Raw genomic sequence first — 16,974 nt, forward strand, 5'->3', positions numbered from 1 at the left:
CTTTCCAGAACCTGATTTACTACTTCTAGCCAAACACATTTGCTGCCGATGCGTCCGGTCGACAAAGTGATTCCGGCAAAGACATGCCATCCGAGGCAAATTCTAACTGTCACAGTGCCGAATCCCGCGGGATTGAATTTCTGTTTAATTTCGCAAAGTTTTCCCTAAGTCGTTTCGCCAACGATGTTTGCGACGGCACTTCCAACCGTTTGCTGTCTGAAATCGCAAAGTGGACGCACCGCGATCTCCTATAATCGGGATAAGCGGGAAACTTCCGATCGGTGCGTCGATTGCGCCCCTCGGTTTTGTCGACCGCCTGTCGGATGACGGGCGACTGCGAACTGCTTCGCATTCTCCGGCAACCGACGTCCTGCCGCCGTGAATCTAGTCTTTGCCCGCCGCAAGTAATCCAAACGACGAATTTTCGCGGGTGGGACTTCAAGCTTTTGCGCATTTGGGAGATTGCACATGGCCACCACAAACCGAACGGACATCGTTCAGCTTTATTCCGAGAGCTATTCGCAACACAAACAAGTCCGACTCTCTTTAAAGGAATATCTCGAAGCCGCCGGGAGCGATCCAAGCCTCTACGCATCCGCGTCGGAGCGGATGGTCAAGGCGATCGGCGAGCCCGAACTGATCGATACGTCCAACGACCCACGGCTGGGCCGGATCTTTATGAACCGGACCATCAAGTCTTATCCCACGTTCAAGAGCTTCTACGGATTGGAAGAGACGATCGAGCGGATCGTCGGTTTCTTCCGCCACGCCGCCCAAGGCCTAGAGGAGCGTAAGCAGATCCTTTATCTGTTAGGCCCCGTCGGTGGCGGCAAAAGTTCTTTGGCCGAAACGCTGAAACGGTTGATGGAAAAGCAACCTGTTTATGTGCTGTGCGCCGGCGACGAGATCAGCCCGATCTACGAGAGCCCGCTGGTTCTGTTCGATCCCGTCACGATGGGATCGGTGCTGGAAGAGGAATACGGCATCCCACGCCGCCGCTTGGCGGGTTACATGTCCCCCTGGGCGATCAAGCGGCTGGATGAATACGGCGGCGACATCTCCAAGTTTTCCGTCGTCCGCGTGACGCCGTCGGAGCAGCGTGGCTGCTGCGTGGCCAAGACTGAACCGGGCGATGAGAACAACCAGGATATCTCATCGCTTGTCGGTAAGGTCGACATTCGCAAGTTGGAATACTTTGGCCAGGACGACGCCGACGCCTACTCCTACACCGGCGGCCTTAACCGCACGACGCAGGGGCTGTTGGAATTTGTCGAGATGTTCAAAGCGCCGCTGAAGATGCTGCATCCGCTGCTGACCGCGACTCAGGACGGGACTTACGTCGGCACCGAAAACGTCGGCGCGATGCCTTACCAAGGGATCATCGTCGCCCACTCGAACGAGTCCGAGTGGGAGACGTTTAAAGCGAACCGCAGCAACGAAGCTTTCCTTGACCGGATCTGCGTCGTCAAGGTTCCGTATTGCTTGCGAGTGACCGAAGAGACGCAGATCTATCGCAAATTGATCCAGAACTCGCAGCTGGGGAACGCTCCGTGCGCTCCCGATACGCTGGAGTTGATGTCGCAGTTTTCGGTCCTGACGCGTTTGAAGGAGCACGAAAATTCGAGCCTGCACGCCAAGCTGCATGTCTACGACGGCGAGTCATTAAAAGATACCGACCCGCAGGCGCGGACGGTCCAGGAATACCGCGACGCCGCGGGCGTGACCGAGGGGATGGACGGGATCTCGACCCGCTTCGCCTACAAAATCCTCTCGGAGACTTTCAATTTTGACAACGAAGAGGTGGCTGCCGACCCAGTCCACCTGATGTACGTGCTGGAACAGTCGATCCGCCGCGAGCAGTTGCCCGAGGAGACCGAACAGCGGTACTTGGAGTTTGTCAAAGAGGAATTGGGAACGCGGTACGCCGAGTTCATCGGCAACGAGATTCGCAAAGCCTATCTCGAGTCGTACCACAGTTACGGCCAGAATCTGTTCGACCGCTACATCTCGTACGCCGACGCCTGGATCGACGACCAGGACTACAAGGATCCCGACACCGGCCAGTTGATGGACCGCGATGTCTTGAACGAGGAACTGGAGAAGATCGAACATCCCGCGGGGATCGGCAACGCCAAGGACTTCCGTTACGAAGTCGTCAAGTTTGCGCTGCGGGCTCGCGCCAAGAACAACGGGCGGAATCCCGATTGGACTTCGTACGAAAAGATTCGCGAGGTGATCGAGAAGCGGATGTTCAGCCAGATCGAAGAGCTGTTGCCAGTGATCAGCTTTGGCGCCAAAAAGGACAGCCAAGCTCAGCAGAAGCACAGCGAATTTGTCGACCGCATGACGCAGCGTGGCTACACCCCACGCCAAGTCCGCCGCTTGGTCGATTGGTACATGCGGGTCAGTAAATCGAGCTGACCCGTGGGTCGTCGTTCCGTGATCTGTGCCGCCTTCATTAGTTCGCAGGGAGATTATCGCGATGCACGTAGTCGATCGTCGTCAAAATCCAAAAGCGAAAAGCCTTGGCAATCGCCAACGTTTTCTGCGGCGGGTGAAGTCGCACATGCGGAAGGCATTTGCCGAATCGATTCGGCAGCGGAAGATCGCCGACCTCGAAGGAGGGCAAGAGGTTTCGATCAGCTCCAAAGATCTGCACGAACCGACGTTCCACCACGATCCCAAAGTCGGGCATCGCGATTACGTGCTTCCCGGCAACCACGACTATCGCCCCGGCGACGAGATCGAAAAACCGAGCGGTGGTTCGGGCAGCGGATCGGGGGGCAGTGCCGATGGCGACGGAGAGGACAGTTTTGTCTTCGCCCTGACTCGCGAGGAGTTTCTGGATCTGTTCTTCGAAGATCTGGAGCTGCCCAACCTCGCCAAGCGGAAACTGAAGTCGATGGCTTCTCCATCATGGGTCCGCGCCGGGTATTCGACCGATGGTTCGCCGCAGCGGCTGAATAAGCGCGAGACGATGCGCCGCAGTCTGGCTCGCCGGATCGCCTTGGGCCGGCCAAAGCTTGCTGAAGTCGAAGCGTTGCAGGCCGAATTGCAGCAGGCGGAGACCGCGGGAGACGCCGACGAGATCGCCCGACTGCGGAAGCTGATCGACGCGCAGCAGACTCGGATGCGAGCGGTTCCCTATCTGGAGACGGTCGACCTGCGTTACAGCCGCATCCAACGGGTCCCCAAACCGACGACACAGGCTGTGATGTTCTGTTTGATGGACACGTCGGCGTCGATGACCGAACAGCTGAAGGACATGGCGAAGCGGTTCTATATGTTGCTGCATCTGTTTCTGAAGCGGCACTACAAAGCGGTCGAACTCGTCTTCATCCGCCACACCTACACGGCTCAAGAAGTCGATGAGCAGACGTTTTTCCATGGCCGCGAGACGGGCGGCACCGTCGTTTCGTCGGCTCTCGAAGAGATGTTGAAGATCGTCAAACAGCGGTATCCGGTCGAGGACTGGAACATCTACGCCGCCCAAGCTTCCGACGGGCACAACTTCGATCACGACATGCCGCAGACGCTGCGTCTGTTGGAACAAGAGATCCTGCCGATCTGCCAATATTACGCTTACATCGAAGTCAACGACGACCAATGGCCGGGGGATAGCGTCCTGTGGCACGGCTACTTTCCTTTGGTCGATCGTCACGACAACTTCGCTCAAGCGGAGGTTGCCACGGCCAGCGAGATATTCCCCGTCTTTCGCGATCTGTTCGACAGCAGGCAACGTTCGGGCTCAAGCACCAAACCGCGGGTGGATCGATGAACAAACGGCACGGCAAGCTTTTATACAGCGGGTCGCAGTGGGACTTCCGTCTGCTGCACCGCGTCTACGATGCTGTCGAAGAGATCGCCTTGGGCGAACTGGGGCTGGACGTCTATCGCAACCAGATCGAAGTCATCACGTCCGAACAGATGCTGGACGCTTACGCGGCGATCGGGATGCCGCTGCTGTACCGCCACTGGTCGTTTGGCAAGCGTTTCGCCCGCGAGGAATTGCTGTACCGCAAGGGAGCCCAATCGCTGGCGTATGAATTGGTGATTAATTCGCAGCCCTGCGTCTCGTACGTGATGGAAGAGAACACGATGACGATGCAGACGCTGGTGATCGCTCACGCAGCGTTTGGCCACAATCATTTCTTTAAAAACAACCACCTGTTCCGTCAGTGGACGCGAGCCGATCGCGTGCTGGATGAACTCGCGTATGCAAAGAGCTACATTGCCGATTGCGAGCAGCGGTATGGATTTGCAGAAGTCGAATCGCTGTTGGATTCCGCTCACGCGCTGATGTCCCACGGCGTCAACCGCTACGCCACGCGGCGTCGTTCGCCGCGCGAACAGCAAGCGCGCAGCGAAGCCCGCCGCCAGCATCTCGAATCGACTTACAACGACTTGTGGCGGACCGTCCCGACCGAATCGAGCGACGCAAATGAAGTGCGGTCCATCGAACAAGATGAAAACGACATCGAAGCGGCAGCGTTGGAGCTTCCCGAGGAAAATCTGTTGACCTTCCTCGCCAACCACGCACCAAAATTGAAGGACTGGCAGCGGGAGGTGCTGCGGATCGTTCGCACGCTGGCTCAATATTTCTACCCGCAGCGACAGACCAAGATGATGAACGAAGGTTGTGCGACCTTTGTGCACTATGAAATCATGAACCGCTTGAACCATCGCGGTCAGATCGACGAGGGATCGATGCTGGAATTCCTGCACATGCATTCGGCGGTCGTCGCCCAACCGAATTTCGATTCCCGCGGCTTCGGCGGAATCAATCCCTACGCGTTGGGTTATGCCATGGTCCGCGATATCGCCAGGATCTGCGACGACCCCGACGACGAAGACCGCCAATGGTTCCCCGAGATCGCCGGGAAGGGGCGTTCGCTGGAAACGATCCGCGACGCTTGGGAACACTATCGCGACGAGAGCTTTATCCTGCAGTACTTGAGCCCGCGGTTGATCCGCGAGATGCGGTTGTTCAAAGTCAGCGACGACGCCGACGACGAACATATGACGGTCACCGCGATCCACGACGAATCGGGATACCGCGAGGTCCGTCGCCAATTAGCCGCCCAATACGACATCTCCAAGCAGGAACCCGATATCCAGATCAGCGACGCCAACCTGAAAGGGAACCGACGATTGGTCCTGACCCACCGCGTGCGCGATGGCAAGCTGTTGGAGAAATCCGAAGCCAATCGGATCTTGCGGCATCTGGCAAAACTGTGGGGCTACCGCGTCCGGATGGTCGAAGTCGACGCCGAGACTAAACGTCCACTCAGCGAATACGACGCCGTCTCGATGCCGTAAAGAAGCAGCTAGCATCGAGTGCTTTCGTTTATTCAACGAAGCGTAGTGGACGAGGTTACGAGTCCCAGCGATTTGGTCTGATGCAAAAGGACTCGTAACCTCGTCCACTACGTCCCGCCGATTCTATTCTTGCGGTTCGTCGCGGACGTTGAATTCCAACTTCCAGCGGCCGTCGCCATGAACCGCCACGCACCACAGTTCCAGAACGCCCAGTTCGGTGATGTTGGCATGGAATTTAACCGGCACGTGCGATTCGGTCGCTCCATCGGCCAGCGTTAACGTCGCTTCCATCGGATCGGTTTCGGTTAGTTCTGTGTCATCCCACCAATCCAATTGTTCGCCCGGCGTGTCGTCGGTGCGGACATTCGAACTGAAGAACCGGAACCGAGCCGGTTTGCCGACAACCAGACCGATCTCGCCCGAAGGGACGTCGGTCTCGGTACCCTCTTCCATTCCAAAGGGAACCACGCAGAGCGCCTTCAGCGGACGTGGGGCTCCTGGAATCGCCAGCCCCGCGGTTTCGATGCCGACGTAATATGAACGGGCCGTGCCGCCGCGAATCCGCAGACCGCCACGCTGTTTGTTCAGCCCGTAGTAACAGGCGCCGCGAGCGACGGCGTGGTCGAGGTCGTGAACGCCCTGCAGCGGTTGGACCTTCGAATCGCCCGCGTCGGCGGACCAGCTGTTGACGATCTCCAGCATCCGATTGCGGAATCCATCGGCTTTGAAGACGCCGCCGTTGAACAACACAAAATCGGGAAGCGACACGCTGTCGCTCTCCGCCGCGGCGCAGTGATTGGAGACAAACGAGGCCAAGTGCCGCGTGATGCCCGGATCGGATTCGAAGGGCAGTCCGATCTCTTGGAAGCCCGACGCGGCTTGCCGCTGCGGGACAGCATCTAATCCACACTTGGGAAGGAAGCCATCGACCAACAGCTGCGATATCGATTCGCGATCGACTTCGACACTCACCGTGCCGCCGATCAATTTGCTGCCGCGGCCAAGAACCGAGATCGTCTGTTTTTCGGAACCCTCGGGAGCCAGCAACGCCTCTTTCGCCGCGCGGCACGAATGCCACAGCGAGACCGATTGCCAAGGGTTTAGTTTCGTCTTCTTCTTGGCGAATTCCCCGGCCACGACATGGGCCATCGTCAGATCCATGTTGTCGCCACCGACCAACAGATGATCGCCAACCGCTTCGCGTCGCAGCGTCAGATCGCCTCCGTCCTCGTCGACGGTGATCAGCGTCAGGTCGGTCGTACCGCCACCAACGTCGCAGACCAGCACGCGTTGGCCGACGGTCAACATCTTTCGCCACTGGTCGCCAACGACCGACAGCCAAGCATAAAACGCGGCTTGCGGTTCTTCCAGCAAAACAAAGTTGGCTGGCAGTCCGGCCGCGATCGCAGCTTCGCGGGTCAATTCGCGAGCGACAGGATCAAACGATGCCGGAACCGTTAAGACGACTTGTTGTTGTTCGATCGGTGCGTCGGGGAACCGCTGCTGCCACGCCTGTACTAAATGCTGCAGGTACCGCTGCGAAGCGGTTACCGGCGAGATCTTCTCGACATCCTCGGGAGCTTGCCAAGGGAGGATCGGTTGGCGGCGATCGACACCGGTGTGGCAGAGCCACGATTTTGCAGCCCCCACGGTTCGGTCGGGAGCTTCGCCACCACGATCCCGGGCAAACTGACCGACAGCGTACGATTGATCCTTGCCCCAGGGAGCGTCCATGCCACCGGCGGATCGCTCTGCTGCATTGGCCAGATAGACAAACGACGGCAGGCTGTCGCGTTCTTCGACGGTTCCGGCGGCGACCAATTGCGGAATCGGCAGCAACTGGATCTCTGCCGCTTCCGAACTGCCCGCATTCGATTCGGGCTGAACCGGCGTGTAAGCCAGGACGCTGTTGGTCGTCCCGAGGTCGATACCGATGATGTATTTGGCTGTCATGCGATTTCCAATTCGATCGGTGCGATCACGCGATCCGATTCGGGGCTGCCCGACCAGCGAGGAAGCTCGCACTTCGCGGCCTTCCAGCCGTGATGGGCGATCGTTCCGCTGAAGGGAGCGGCTCCGTGGACGTTGCCGGTCAAACGGATCTGTCCCGGATCGACTTCCGCTGGCGTCTGCATCGAATCCCCTTCTTCGGAATCGGTCAGCGGAGCGATCGCAAACATGCGGTCGAGCACTTTTTTCGTGTCGCGAAGGACGTCGCGAGCTGCCGCACCGACCTGTTCGTCGCTGTAAGCGTCCAGCGATTCTTGGACGAGGTCGACAAAGCGGGCTTCGCGCTGCAGCGCCGCCAACAAACCGATCGCATCGCTGCGCGTCGGTTTAGGTGGCGCAGGGGCTTGGGCTTTGGCCGGAGCTTCCGCTGGAGTCGATTGGGCCGCCGCCGGCGTCGGTTGATCGGCAGCCTCGCCGCTGGTCAGCCGTTGATACGCCGCCGCAGCTTCGCGGTTAGACAGGATCTTAAAGAACGCCTGGATGGCTAAACCGATGCTCACGGCAATACGTCTCCAATAAACCGACGGGGAGAATTCGTGGTCAGATTTCTATCAGCCGCCACGCGCGCGGTCCCCGACCGCGAACCGCACGCTAGCGTCGAACGAATGTAGCTTACGCTTCGTCCAAGATATCGACAGCCTTAAACGCTTTGCCTTCGAGCATTTCCAAGCTAGCACCGCCACCGGTGCTCACGTGGCTGACCTTGTCGGCCAGACCGAACTGCTCGATCGCCGCAGCGCTATCGCCACCGCCGATGATCGTCGTGCCGGGGCAATCGGCAACAGCTTGAGCAACGACGCGGGTACCGGCGTCGAACGGAGGCATTTCGAAGACGCCCATCGGCCCGTTCCAAACCACGGTCTTGGCCGACTTGATGATCTCGGCGTACATCACAGCGGTCTTCGGTCCGACATCAAAGCCTTCCCAGCCGTCGGGGATCTGCCCCGCATCGACAACTTGTTTGTTGCAGTCGCCCGAAAAAGCGTCGCCGCAGTGGGTGTCGACGGGAAGGACCAATTTGTCGCCACCCTTTTCGATCAACTCGCGAGCCAAATCGACTTTGTCCTTTTCGACAAGGCTGCCGCCGACTGCGCCGCCGCGAGCCAACGAGAAGGTGTAGGCCATCGCACCACCGATCAAGATCTTGTCGCAGACCGACAACAGGTTGTTGATCACGTTGATCTTGTCGCTAACCTTGGCTCCACCCAGGATCGCCACAAACGGACGCTCGGGGCTGCTGATCGCATCGGCCAGGTATTGGATCTCTTTGGCGACCAGGTTGCCGACAACCTTGGGGCCGTCGATCTTTTGAGCGACTGCGTACATCGAAGCGTCGGTGCGGTGGCAGGTGCCAAAGGCATTGTTGCAGTAGATGTCAGCCATCGCCGCGATCTGGCCGGCGAAGGTTTCGTCACCCTTCTTTTCGCCTGGATTGAAACGCAGGTTCTCCAACAGAACGACGTCGCCATCCCCCATCGCAGCCACTTTGGCTTTGGCATCTTCGCCGACGGTGTCGGTAGCAAAAGCAACGGGTTTGCCCAGCAGTTCGCTCAACCGCGCCGCGGCGGGAGCCAAGCTGTATTTGCTGTCGCTGGCATCGCCACTGGGACGGCCCAAGTGGCTGCCGAGGATCACGCGGCCGCCACGATTGACGATCGATTGGATCGACGGCAACGCCATCCGGATCCGGCGGTCGTCGGTGATCTTCAGCGAATCGTCCAACGGCACGTTGAAGTCAACTCGCATAAAGACTCGTTTTCCCGCCACATCGATATCTTCGATACTTTTCTTGGCCATTGTTCGTTCTCGTGAATTGGTTCTTGTGGAAGCAGTGGGATCGTCGCCGACACTCGCTTGAAAAATGCTATCTCAACGGACTGATTATCTTGATCTTGGGCCACCTGTCGAGGGCGTACAAATAGCTAGCCTGAGCAAATCAGGCAGCTTGCGGGAACCTTTCCGGCTGGCATTCGACGGCTTCGCAGGATTGTCTGAACTTGAGGCCCCTCGGTAGACGAATAACCCATAAAGACGGCAGATTCGTAGTGGACGGATCGGCCAATTGCAGCCGCTTTGGGACGCGAAATGCCGATGCCTGTTCGCCGGTTCACAACCGTCCTGCTGTATGTCGTCTGCTGCTTGATGCTACTTGCCGGCCCCGTCCAAGGACTGGATTTCGGCGACAAAAGGGCTGAACGGGAGGCAGCGATCGCAGCATTACCGCTCGATCGCTTGACGCAGACCGCTCGAAAACGCGTGGAACAAATCATCTCGCATCCGACGATGTTTCGTCGCTTGCCGACCCAGGGGATGGATTGTGACCGCGATATGTTTTTGTTTCTGGTGCGACACCCCGAAGTGCTCGTCGGAATTTGGGACGTGATGGATATCACCCAAGTTCAGATGAAGCGGACCGGTCCCTACAACTTGGTCGCCAGCGATGGCCAGGGGACAACATGCGAGATCGAACTGATCTACGGCGACTCGCAGACCCATCTTTATATAGCCCGCGGTAAATACGAGGGCTCGATGGTCGCCAAACCGCTGACCGGCAGCGGCGTCTTTGTCCTGCACAGCAGTTACGCCCGCAGCAGTCGAGAGCGGGAGACGATCGGCGGACGGATGGATGTCTTCTTGGAACTCGACAGTCTCGGTGCCGACCTCGTCGTTCGCACCCTGGGACCGTTGATCGGTAAATCCGCCGACCATAACTTCATCGAGACGGCGAAGTTCATCGCCCAGATCTCGCAAGCTTCGGAAGTGAATCCCGAGGGGGTCAAGAAACTGGGGCTGCAGTTGCCTCAGGTTAGCGAGCCGGTGCGGTCGGGCTTCATCGACACCGCGATCGCTGTCGGACGCCGTAACGGGAACACGATCGCCGATGAACCTCCGATCGCCATGAACGATTCACCGCTTGGGCGGACTCTCGATGGCAAGCCGGCTGTCGAAACCAAAGTTCCAACGCCCGTTCCGGTACGCGTCGCTTCGAGTCGCCCGGCCGCGATCGACGCCGATCAAGACGCCGTCGATCGTTATGACAACCCGGTGCAACCGCGCAAGCTGGGCATGAATCTGCGTCGCTAGCCGAAGCGGTTGCGAAATAGCGGCCACTGGTGCCAGGCTTCGTCGGTTGCTGCGTTCTTAAACGAAAAGATCACGCGACCGGAGTCGCGTGATCATGTTTGAGTGACCACATTGCGTGGCCACATTACGTGGCCACAATTTTCAACTTGTCGCTATTCGGGCAGGCGGTTTTCTTCGACCTTCGGGAACGGACCGGTCAGCCCTTCTTTCATGAACGCGACCACATCCTTCTCCTCTTGCTCGGTCAGGTTCAGCGGCTTGACCTTGTCGCTCAACCACGGGTTCTTGTGCCCGCCCTTGTTGTACCAAGCGACGACTTCTTCGAGCGTCTTTTGGCTGCCGTCGTGCATGTAGGGTTCCGACAAGGCGACGTTGCGTAGCGTCGGCGTCTTGAACGCTCCCTTATCCTTCTCTTCTTTCGTCACGACGTAACGTCCCAGATCGGGATCGTCCACTTCCATTCCGACGCCCAAGTTGTGGTACTGTTCGTCGGCGAAGTTACCGCCGGCGTGGCAGAGTGCACAATTCGCTTTGCCGAAGAAGAGCGTCATGCCGCGCTGCGCCGATTCGCTCATCGGGTGCTTCTGAGCCGCTGCGACCATGTCGTCGTATTGCTTCGCCAAATCGGGATCTTCGCTTCGCAAAGCGTCCATGTCTTCCAGGTCCAAGGCGAAGACCTCTTTGAATTTCGCCAGCGGATTCCAGTAGTCGTAGGGAGCCGGGCCGGTGACGATCGCTCGTTCAAACGACGCCAATGCCTTGCCGACATTGTCGATCGTCACGCCGTCGTCGAAGATCGCTTTGAACTGCATTGCGTAGCCCGGAATCGCTCCCACGCATTCGATACACGCGTCGTGTGTGTTCCCCATCTCGATCGGGTTGGCGATCGGTCCGACAGCCTGTTCTTCCAGCGAAGCGGCACGGCCGTCCCAGAACTGAGCCTTGCTGAGGATCCGGTTGTAACTGATCGGTGAGTTCCGGTTGCCGGTCTGACCGCCGACGCCGACACCAAACTGAGTCTTGGCGCCGTAGCCCTCGCTGGGACTGTGGCAGCTGGCACAGCTGATCGTTTGGTCGGACGAGAGTCGCGCGTCGAAGTAGAGCTGGCGGCCGAGTTCGATCTTGGCGCGAGTCAGCGGATTGTCTTCGGGAATCGCCAGGTTGGCGGTCGATGCGTCCAAGCCCTTGGGCAGACTGACCTCGAGCGTCACGTGGTTTTCCGGCTTGGCCAACCAGGCCTCGATCTCCGCTTCTTTCAGCGGGCCCTCTCCGGGAATTCCCGTCAGCAATCCATCCTCTCCCAAGTTCACCCGCGCCGATTTGGGTTGTTCGGCTTGCAGGACGAGTCCGCTGTGCAGCAGCAATGTGACGATGAAGAAACGCGTGACCGGTCGCATTGAGGATTCTCCGAGTTGAGTTGTCGATAGGGGAAAGCCAACAGGCGGCAAGATCAGCCTGGGACTGTGGGGAGGGGGTGGGAAGGTTGTGCAACCAAAGCAGGAAAGCTGCACAAGCTACTTTCAAATTATACCAGAAAAAAACTGCAGATAGTGATCCCAATTGACAGCCAGCGGGCGAAATCGAGTGGATCTTCGATGTTGGCTGCCGTTGCAATCGGTGGGAACCGCGCTGCCGTCGGTGCAACCAGCTTTTCAGCATTCTGCCAACCGGCCCCCGACAGTTCCAAACGGCGAGTCAAACGCTGCAGGGAAATCAGGGGTTCAATTTGAGGTATCAGCCGGCACAGCGTCCCGAAATCACTCCCCGTCGGTCAGGCCTAGTTGAGCCAGCCATTTGCGGCCCTTCGACTCCGGTTTCCCTTCGGCCTTGGTCGCTTCGCGCATTTCGGCCAGTCGCTGTTCGATGTCGATCCGTTCGCGAGCCAGTTTTGCCCGTTCCAACGAGACGTCGATCTCTGCCTGCCGCAACTTCTCTTCCCATTCGGCTTGGATCCGCTGCAGCTTGGCTCGTTCCTCTTGAATCAGTTCGTCCTGATCGAGCATCTGCAGAACCGCAGCTCCGCCGATCGCCATGTCGCCCGCCGCCATGCTCTGTTGTTCCAACAAGCACCGCAGTTCGGCGATCTCGGCATCGCGCTTGCTCAATTCGCGATCGGTCTTATCGATCACCTCTTCGATTTTCAGTCGCTGTTGCGCCAGTTCGCTGTCGTTTAGTTCGTCGTCTTCGGCGTTCAAACGCTGCAGCATATGTAGCTTCCGCTGCTCCCACGACATGCTCTCCAGCGAGACCTGTCCGTCGGTCCCCGCACCATCGACTTGGCTCGCCGCCAGCTTGGCCGCCAGTTCGCGATTCTGACTCCTCAGCTCCTCGATCTCGTCTTCCGCTTCGTCGCGGCGTTTCCTCAGCCCATCGACGGCAGCTTGCAGCGTCGCGTTTGCTTCGCCGCTATCGCCTGTCGTCTCCCGATCGGCTTCGATCGCTTGCAGCTTCTGCCGCGTCAGTTCCAATTCGGCTTCCAGTCGTCGGCAAGCATCGCGTTCCGCTTCGACATGCGCCAGCGCCCGCTTCAGATCCTCGTCCAGCTGCGCCCGCACCTCGGCGACAGCTTGTTCGCGTTCGGCATCCCACTGCGAACGCTCGTCGGCCAGCGACTGATGTTGATCGCGCTGCGACTGCAGATCGGCCAACGCCTGTTCCTGTTCGGCTGCGTGCTGCGACCGCAAATCGGCTAGCGATTGTTCCCGCTCGGCTTGGTGCTGCGACCGCAGATCGGTCAGCGCTTGTTCGTGTTCGGCTTCCAGACGAGAGCGCAGTTCAGCCAGCTTCTGTTCCTGCTGCTGAGCCTCTTGAACGCGGGCTTCGGCCAGCTTTTCTTCCAGCTGTTGTTCGTGCTGCGACGCCTGATCGGCCAACCGCCGTTCCAACTCGGCGTCGAACTCCTCCCGCACTGCATCGAGATCCATGTCGCCGGCGCGGCGCGCCAGTGCGACTTCGGCCCGCTGAGCTCGCAATTGTTGAGCGATCAGCCGCCGCTGCTGCGACGTCTTCGCCTGCCGCTGCTGCAGCTGTTGTTCTGCTTCGGCGATCCGCTGCGCGTCGGCGTCCAACGCTTCGCTGCGTTCGAAGAGTTCCCGTTCGAGTTCTCGCAGCTCCTCTTCGCGCGGCTCCAGATCGCCTTGCATCTGAGCCCATTCGCTCTGCTGACGATGAAACTCCTGCTGTTTATCGTTCAGCTGAGTCAGCATCGTGTTGATCATGCAGAGCGATTGCAGCAGCGAATTGGACATCTGCGGCGGCTCGGGGCTTTGCGCTCCGGCCAGATTCGCATCGATCGAATCGAAGAGATTGTCGGCCTGTTGCTCGGTCGTTGCCGCGTTGGCTGCATTTGCATTGGGCGCTCGATCGACCTCGCGATCCGAACGTCCCTGATTGGCGACGTCCGAAGCGTTCGATAGCGGCTTTTGCTTTTTAATGCGTGACGAACGAGCCATAAGTACTTTTGGGGAAGAGCCGAGCGGCGCTCGACTCTCGATCTGCATGGGAGAAGTGTTCCGACGATTTCGGGGAGATCATCTCTGTTTAAGTACGTTGTATAGCGTTGCACGTCAAAACTTCATGAGCCTCAGATCGCCGGAACGCCGCAGCGACCGGCGAGCGCTTCGTCAAAATCGAATCGACCGCGCTACCCCCAACGATCCCACTCCCCCTTCAAGTTCCGCCCCGATCGGTTTCCCAAAATTGCAAACCGTTGTAAGAACGTCCAATCGCGCCGATCGCTCACCGGCCACCACGATCCCTCTGGACCAGCTTCCAAAAGAGCCAAACCCTTTACCTGAATAGACTTAGACGTCCCCGGAAGAAATGTTTAGCGATTCTGCCGCTGCTTTGGCACGCATTGTGCAATATCCCACCTTCGTTACCGAGTACTACTCGGAACGAGGTTTCAAACGGAAAGCTCTTCACTTAGGCAAAGGAGAATGCCATGTTGGTTCTAACACGCAAAGCAAAACAACAAATTCGATTGGGCGACGACATCATCGTGACGGTGTTGCAAGTCAAAGGAAATTCGATCCGCTTGGGAATCGAAGCCCCCCGTGAGACGCGAGTTGTGCGAGGTGAATTGGAGTTCTACGAAGAGCAGCCCAAGAGCGAAGGGGCATCGGGATCCCGAAAGCAGCCGGAACCGGCTGCCGTCGAAGCGAAGCCTGTCGCAGCCAAGCCGACCACGGCCGCTGGTCGATCGAGCGTTCGCGGCGCTTCGAAATCGAACGCCGCCGCGGTTCAAGTGCTGGGGCCGACGAAGCTGAAGATCCAGCAAAACTCGGCGGTCGCCACCCGCTTTCCGCGGACGGCTGAGCGAGGTCAGACCGTCGTCTCCGAAGTCAGCCCACTGAAACGCTTCATGCCCAAATCGATGGTGGAAGCTGTCGGGAACGTCTCGGTTTAAGTGGTGGCGGCCTCCAGCGGTCGGCAATCCAGGAGGGATTCCGGATTGCCCCTGAAGCGCCTGAGGGGGCTTAGGTAGCTCAACAAGTAGACCTTGTTTTCATGGGTGCGAAACGTTTAGAATTTTGATCGACCTCAACGGTCCACATGCCAGGCAGACGCCAACGCTAGCAGCTTTGGGAGTCGCCAGCAGCCTCCCCCGATCGCAAAATTCAACGGACGACGCGCGAATGCCAATTCTGGGCGAAGAACCGGACATGTTTCCGGAAACAATCCTCGAGCTTCCCGATGAGCCCGATACGCAGTGGTGGGCGATGTACACCCGATCGAGGCAGGAGAAGCAGTTGATGCGGAAGCTGCGCGAGTTAGAGGTGGGGCATTATTCGCCGGTGATCAGTCGCCGTTATAAGAGTCCCGCTGGGCGGCTTCGGACGACGCATCTGCCCCTGTTTGCCAACTACGTCTTCGTGCGGGGCACTGGGGAATCACGCTATCAAGCGGTTTCGACGGGCTGCGTTTCGCGATGCATCGACATCGCCGATCCAACTCAATTGGTCACCGACCTGCAACAGATCCACGCTCTGATCGAAACCGGCGCCGCACTGGCTCCCGAGGAGCGGTTGGAGCCGGGGGATTTGGTTCGCGTGAAGAGTGGTCCGTTCAACGGTTTCGAGGGGACTGTCGTGCAACGCGACGGCCAGCGACGATTGATCGTCGCCGTCCGTTTCATGAATCAAGGCGCCTCGGCCGTGCTGGACGATTGCCAGCTGGAATTCCTCGGCAAGTCGACGCCCGCCAAATAACCGCCCGCCGACCAAGCTCACTTTCATTTACCCGCGGCGGCAACATTCCATTTCGTTTAGCCGCGGTGGCAACACTATCTTTCGTTTAACCGCGGTGGCAACGCCCCGCGCGTCAAGCACGAGATAACGCTTCGTGCACCCGCGGCGACAACGCCGCGCGTGTCGATCGGCTATCGCCTGTCACTCCACGGCGCGGCGGCGAGTGCGCCGCGCGTGTTACAGCGGCCCGATGGCCGGGCGATGCTACTTCTTTTCAGCGTGGTCGTGATCGTCGGCGTGATCATGCCCTTCGGCGTGGTCATGGTCATGGCCGTGCTCGACCTTGATTCCGGTTGCGGTTTGCAGAGCTTCGACAGCTGCGGTGATCTCGGCGGATACGTCAGCGTAGTCGACGCCTTCGTCGCCGTGCATCTTGGCATCGACTTTGCCATAAGCATCGATCAACTTCTTCAGCGCTTCGCTGGCACCCTGCTTTTGTTCGTCCGACAGATCGCTTTTCGCGACCATCAGGCCAGCGGTTTGCAAGACGCTACCGATGTCATGCAGAGGGCCGTGAGCTCCATCGGGATCATCGGCGGCAAACGACTCTTGAATTTCGTCGGCCATATGATCGATCGACTCGACAGCTTCGGCGAGAGTTTCGGGAGCGGCGTGGTCGCCGTGGCTGTGGCCGTGATCGTCGCTGAGCGTTGGCGGAGCATCGGTGGTTGTCGAAGCGGCGGGGCAACCGAGGTTCAAACAAACGACAACGCCGCACAGCAAGCCGAGGCAAAGGGAGGTCAAGTGACGCATGATCTTTAGGTTCCTTGGAGACACAAGAAGGGAAACGGATGTGGGTTTGGAAACGGAGCTACAACCACAAACCGAGCAACCTCCCATTATGACCTCCCCCCAACGCCTCAGCCAAGAGGGCCCAAAGTCCAAGCGGTCCCGCGCCCCAAAACGCCGCAGGAGGGCCAGTCGCCCCCAGTTCGCAAGGTTGCCGGATAAAAAGGAAAGGCTCAGAACCGGCCCGCGAATAGCACGAATGCACGCGAATCGAAGACCAGGCAAGCGCACCAACTTTACAATGGTCGAGCCCCAACCATTCGCGTTATTGGCGTGATTCGTGGGCAAGTCAATGAGCACACCGGAGTTTGCCCGCGAATCGCGCGAATGCACGCGAATTGGAGATCAAGCAAACGCACCAACTTTAAATCGGTCGAGCCCCAACCATTCGCGCTATTGGCGTGATTCGCGGGCAAGGTGATGAGCGCACCGGAGTTTGCCCACGAATGGCGCGAATGCACGCGAATCGAAGACCAGGCAAGCGCACCAAATTTAAAATGGTCGAGTCGCATCATTCGCGTTA

General features: G+C 58.7%; 12 protein-coding genes. 6 read left to right on the forward strand and 6 right to left on the reverse strand.

What is annotated here, in order from left to right; genetic code table 11:
• Positions 1-468 precede the first annotated feature (468 nt).
• From CA51_RS09325 to CA51_RS09335, 3 genes are all read left to right on the forward strand, one after another.
• Positions 469-2,421, forward strand: a complete 1,953-nt coding sequence (locus CA51_RS09325) for a PrkA family serine protein kinase (protein ID WP_145119912.1) — start codon at positions 469-471, stop codon at positions 2,419-2,421.
• Positions 2,422-2,482: 61 nt separating this feature from the next.
• Positions 2,483-3,778, forward strand: a complete 1,296-nt coding sequence (locus CA51_RS09330) for a YeaH/YhbH family protein (protein ID WP_145119914.1) — start codon at positions 2,483-2,485, stop codon at positions 3,776-3,778.
• Complete coding sequence (locus CA51_RS09335) at positions 3,775-5,319, forward strand: SpoVR family protein (protein ID WP_145119916.1); 1,545 nt, start codon at positions 3,775-3,777, stop codon at positions 5,317-5,319. Before CA51_RS09330 ends, CA51_RS09335 begins: the two co-directional genes overlap by 4 nt.
• 123 nt (positions 5,320-5,442) lie before the next feature.
• Here the strand turns inward: CA51_RS09335 and CA51_RS09340 are convergent, their stop codons facing one another.
• The 3 genes from CA51_RS09340 to CA51_RS09350 form a co-directional block, all read right to left on the reverse strand.
• A complete protein-coding gene (locus tag CA51_RS09340) occupies positions 5,443-7,272 on the reverse strand; it encodes an Hsp70 family protein (protein WP_145119918.1) in 1,830 nt (609 codons plus the stop codon).
• A complete protein-coding gene (locus CA51_RS09345; RefSeq protein ID WP_197451708.1) occupies positions 7,269-7,829 on the reverse strand; it encodes a DUF2760 domain-containing protein in 561 nt (186 codons plus the stop codon). Before CA51_RS09345 ends, CA51_RS09340 begins: the two co-directional genes overlap by 4 nt.
• A gap of 112 nt (positions 7,830-7,941) precedes the next feature.
• Complete coding sequence (locus CA51_RS09350; protein WP_145119922.1) at positions 7,942-9,126, reverse strand: phosphoglycerate kinase; 1,185 nt, start codon at positions 9,124-9,126, stop codon at positions 7,942-7,944.
• Positions 9,127-9,420: 294 nt separating this feature from the next.
• Between CA51_RS09350 and CA51_RS09355 the strand changes: the two genes are divergently transcribed.
• On the forward strand, positions 9,421-10,413 hold the full coding sequence (locus tag CA51_RS09355; protein ID WP_145119924.1) for a hypothetical protein: 993 nt from the start codon (positions 9,421-9,423) through the stop codon (positions 10,411-10,413).
• A 152-nt stretch (positions 10,414-10,565) separates the two neighbouring features.
• On the opposite strand, the gene CA51_RS09360 is transcribed toward CA51_RS09355, so the two are convergent.
• Positions 10,566-11,810 (reverse strand): cytochrome-c peroxidase, encoded by a 1,245-nt coding sequence (locus CA51_RS09360; protein ID WP_145119926.1) that lies wholly within the window; start codon positions 11,808-11,810, stop codon positions 10,566-10,568.
• Positions 11,811-12,170: 360 nt separating this feature from the next.
• Positions 12,171-13,865 carry a coiled-coil domain-containing protein gene (locus CA51_RS09365; RefSeq protein WP_145119929.1) on the reverse strand — a complete coding sequence of 565 codons (1,695 nt, stop codon included), beginning with the start codon at positions 13,863-13,865 and terminating at the stop codon, positions 12,171-12,173.
• A 491-nt stretch (positions 13,866-14,356) separates the two neighbouring features.
• Here CA51_RS09365 and CA51_RS09370 point away from each other — a divergent pair, with 491 nt between their 5' ends.
• Positions 14,357-14,821 carry a carbon storage regulator gene (locus tag CA51_RS09370; protein WP_145119931.1) on the forward strand — a complete coding sequence of 155 codons (465 nt, stop codon included), beginning with the start codon at positions 14,357-14,359 and terminating at the stop codon, positions 14,819-14,821.
• Between the two features lie 256 nt (positions 14,822-15,077).
• Positions 15,078-15,623, forward strand: coding sequence for a transcription termination/antitermination protein NusG (nusG, locus tag CA51_RS09375; protein WP_231746090.1), 546 nt, complete (start codon positions 15,078-15,080; stop codon positions 15,621-15,623).
• Between the two features lie 243 nt (positions 15,624-15,866).
• Here nusG and CA51_RS09380 read toward each other — a convergent pair whose 3' ends face one another.
• Positions 15,867-16,415, reverse strand: a complete 549-nt coding sequence (locus CA51_RS09380; protein ID WP_145119935.1) for a hypothetical protein — start codon at positions 16,413-16,415, stop codon at positions 15,867-15,869.
• Positions 16,416-16,974 lie beyond the last annotated feature (559 nt).

The organism is Rosistilla oblonga (genome assembly GCF_007751715.1).
GTDB lineage: Bacteria > Planctomycetota > Planctomycetia > Pirellulales > Pirellulaceae > Rosistilla > Rosistilla oblonga.

What these genes read in the sequence shown, in the direction of transcription:
- CA51_RS09360 (WP_145119926.1), bottom strand. Translation starts at nt 11,810, where the DNA reads ATGCGACCGGTCACGCGTTTCTTCATCGTCACATTGCTGCTGCACAGC.
- CA51_RS09350 (WP_145119922.1), bottom strand. Translation starts at nt 9,126, where the DNA reads ATGGCCAAGAAAAGTATCGAAGATATCGATGTGGCGGGAAAACGAGTC.
- CA51_RS09335 (WP_145119916.1), top strand. Translation starts at nt 3,775, where the DNA reads ATGAACAAACGGCACGGCAAGCTTTTATACAGCGGGTCGCAGTGGGAC.
- CA51_RS09365 (WP_145119929.1), bottom strand. Translation starts at nt 13,865, where the DNA reads ATGGCTCGTTCGTCACGCATTAAAAAGCAAAAGCCGCTATCGAACGCT.
- CA51_RS09380 (WP_145119935.1), bottom strand. Translation starts at nt 16,415, where the DNA reads ATGCGTCACTTGACCTCCCTTTGCCTCGGCTTGCTGTGCGGCGTTGTC.
- CA51_RS09330 (WP_145119914.1), top strand. Translation starts at nt 2,483, where the DNA reads ATGCACGTAGTCGATCGTCGTCAAAATCCAAAAGCGAAAAGCCTTGGC.
- CA51_RS09325 (WP_145119912.1), top strand. Translation starts at nt 469, where the DNA reads ATGGCCACCACAAACCGAACGGACATCGTTCAGCTTTATTCCGAGAGC.
- nusG (WP_231746090.1), top strand. Translation starts at nt 15,078, where the DNA reads ATGTTTCCGGAAACAATCCTCGAGCTTCCCGATGAGCCCGATACGCAG.
- CA51_RS09340 (WP_145119918.1), bottom strand. Translation starts at nt 7,272, where the DNA reads ATGACAGCCAAATACATCATCGGTATCGACCTCGGGACGACCAACAGC.
- CA51_RS09355 (WP_145119924.1), top strand. Translation starts at nt 9,421, where the DNA reads ATGCCTGTTCGCCGGTTCACAACCGTCCTGCTGTATGTCGTCTGCTGC.
- CA51_RS09370 (WP_145119931.1), top strand. Translation starts at nt 14,357, where the DNA reads ATGTTGGTTCTAACACGCAAAGCAAAACAACAAATTCGATTGGGCGAC.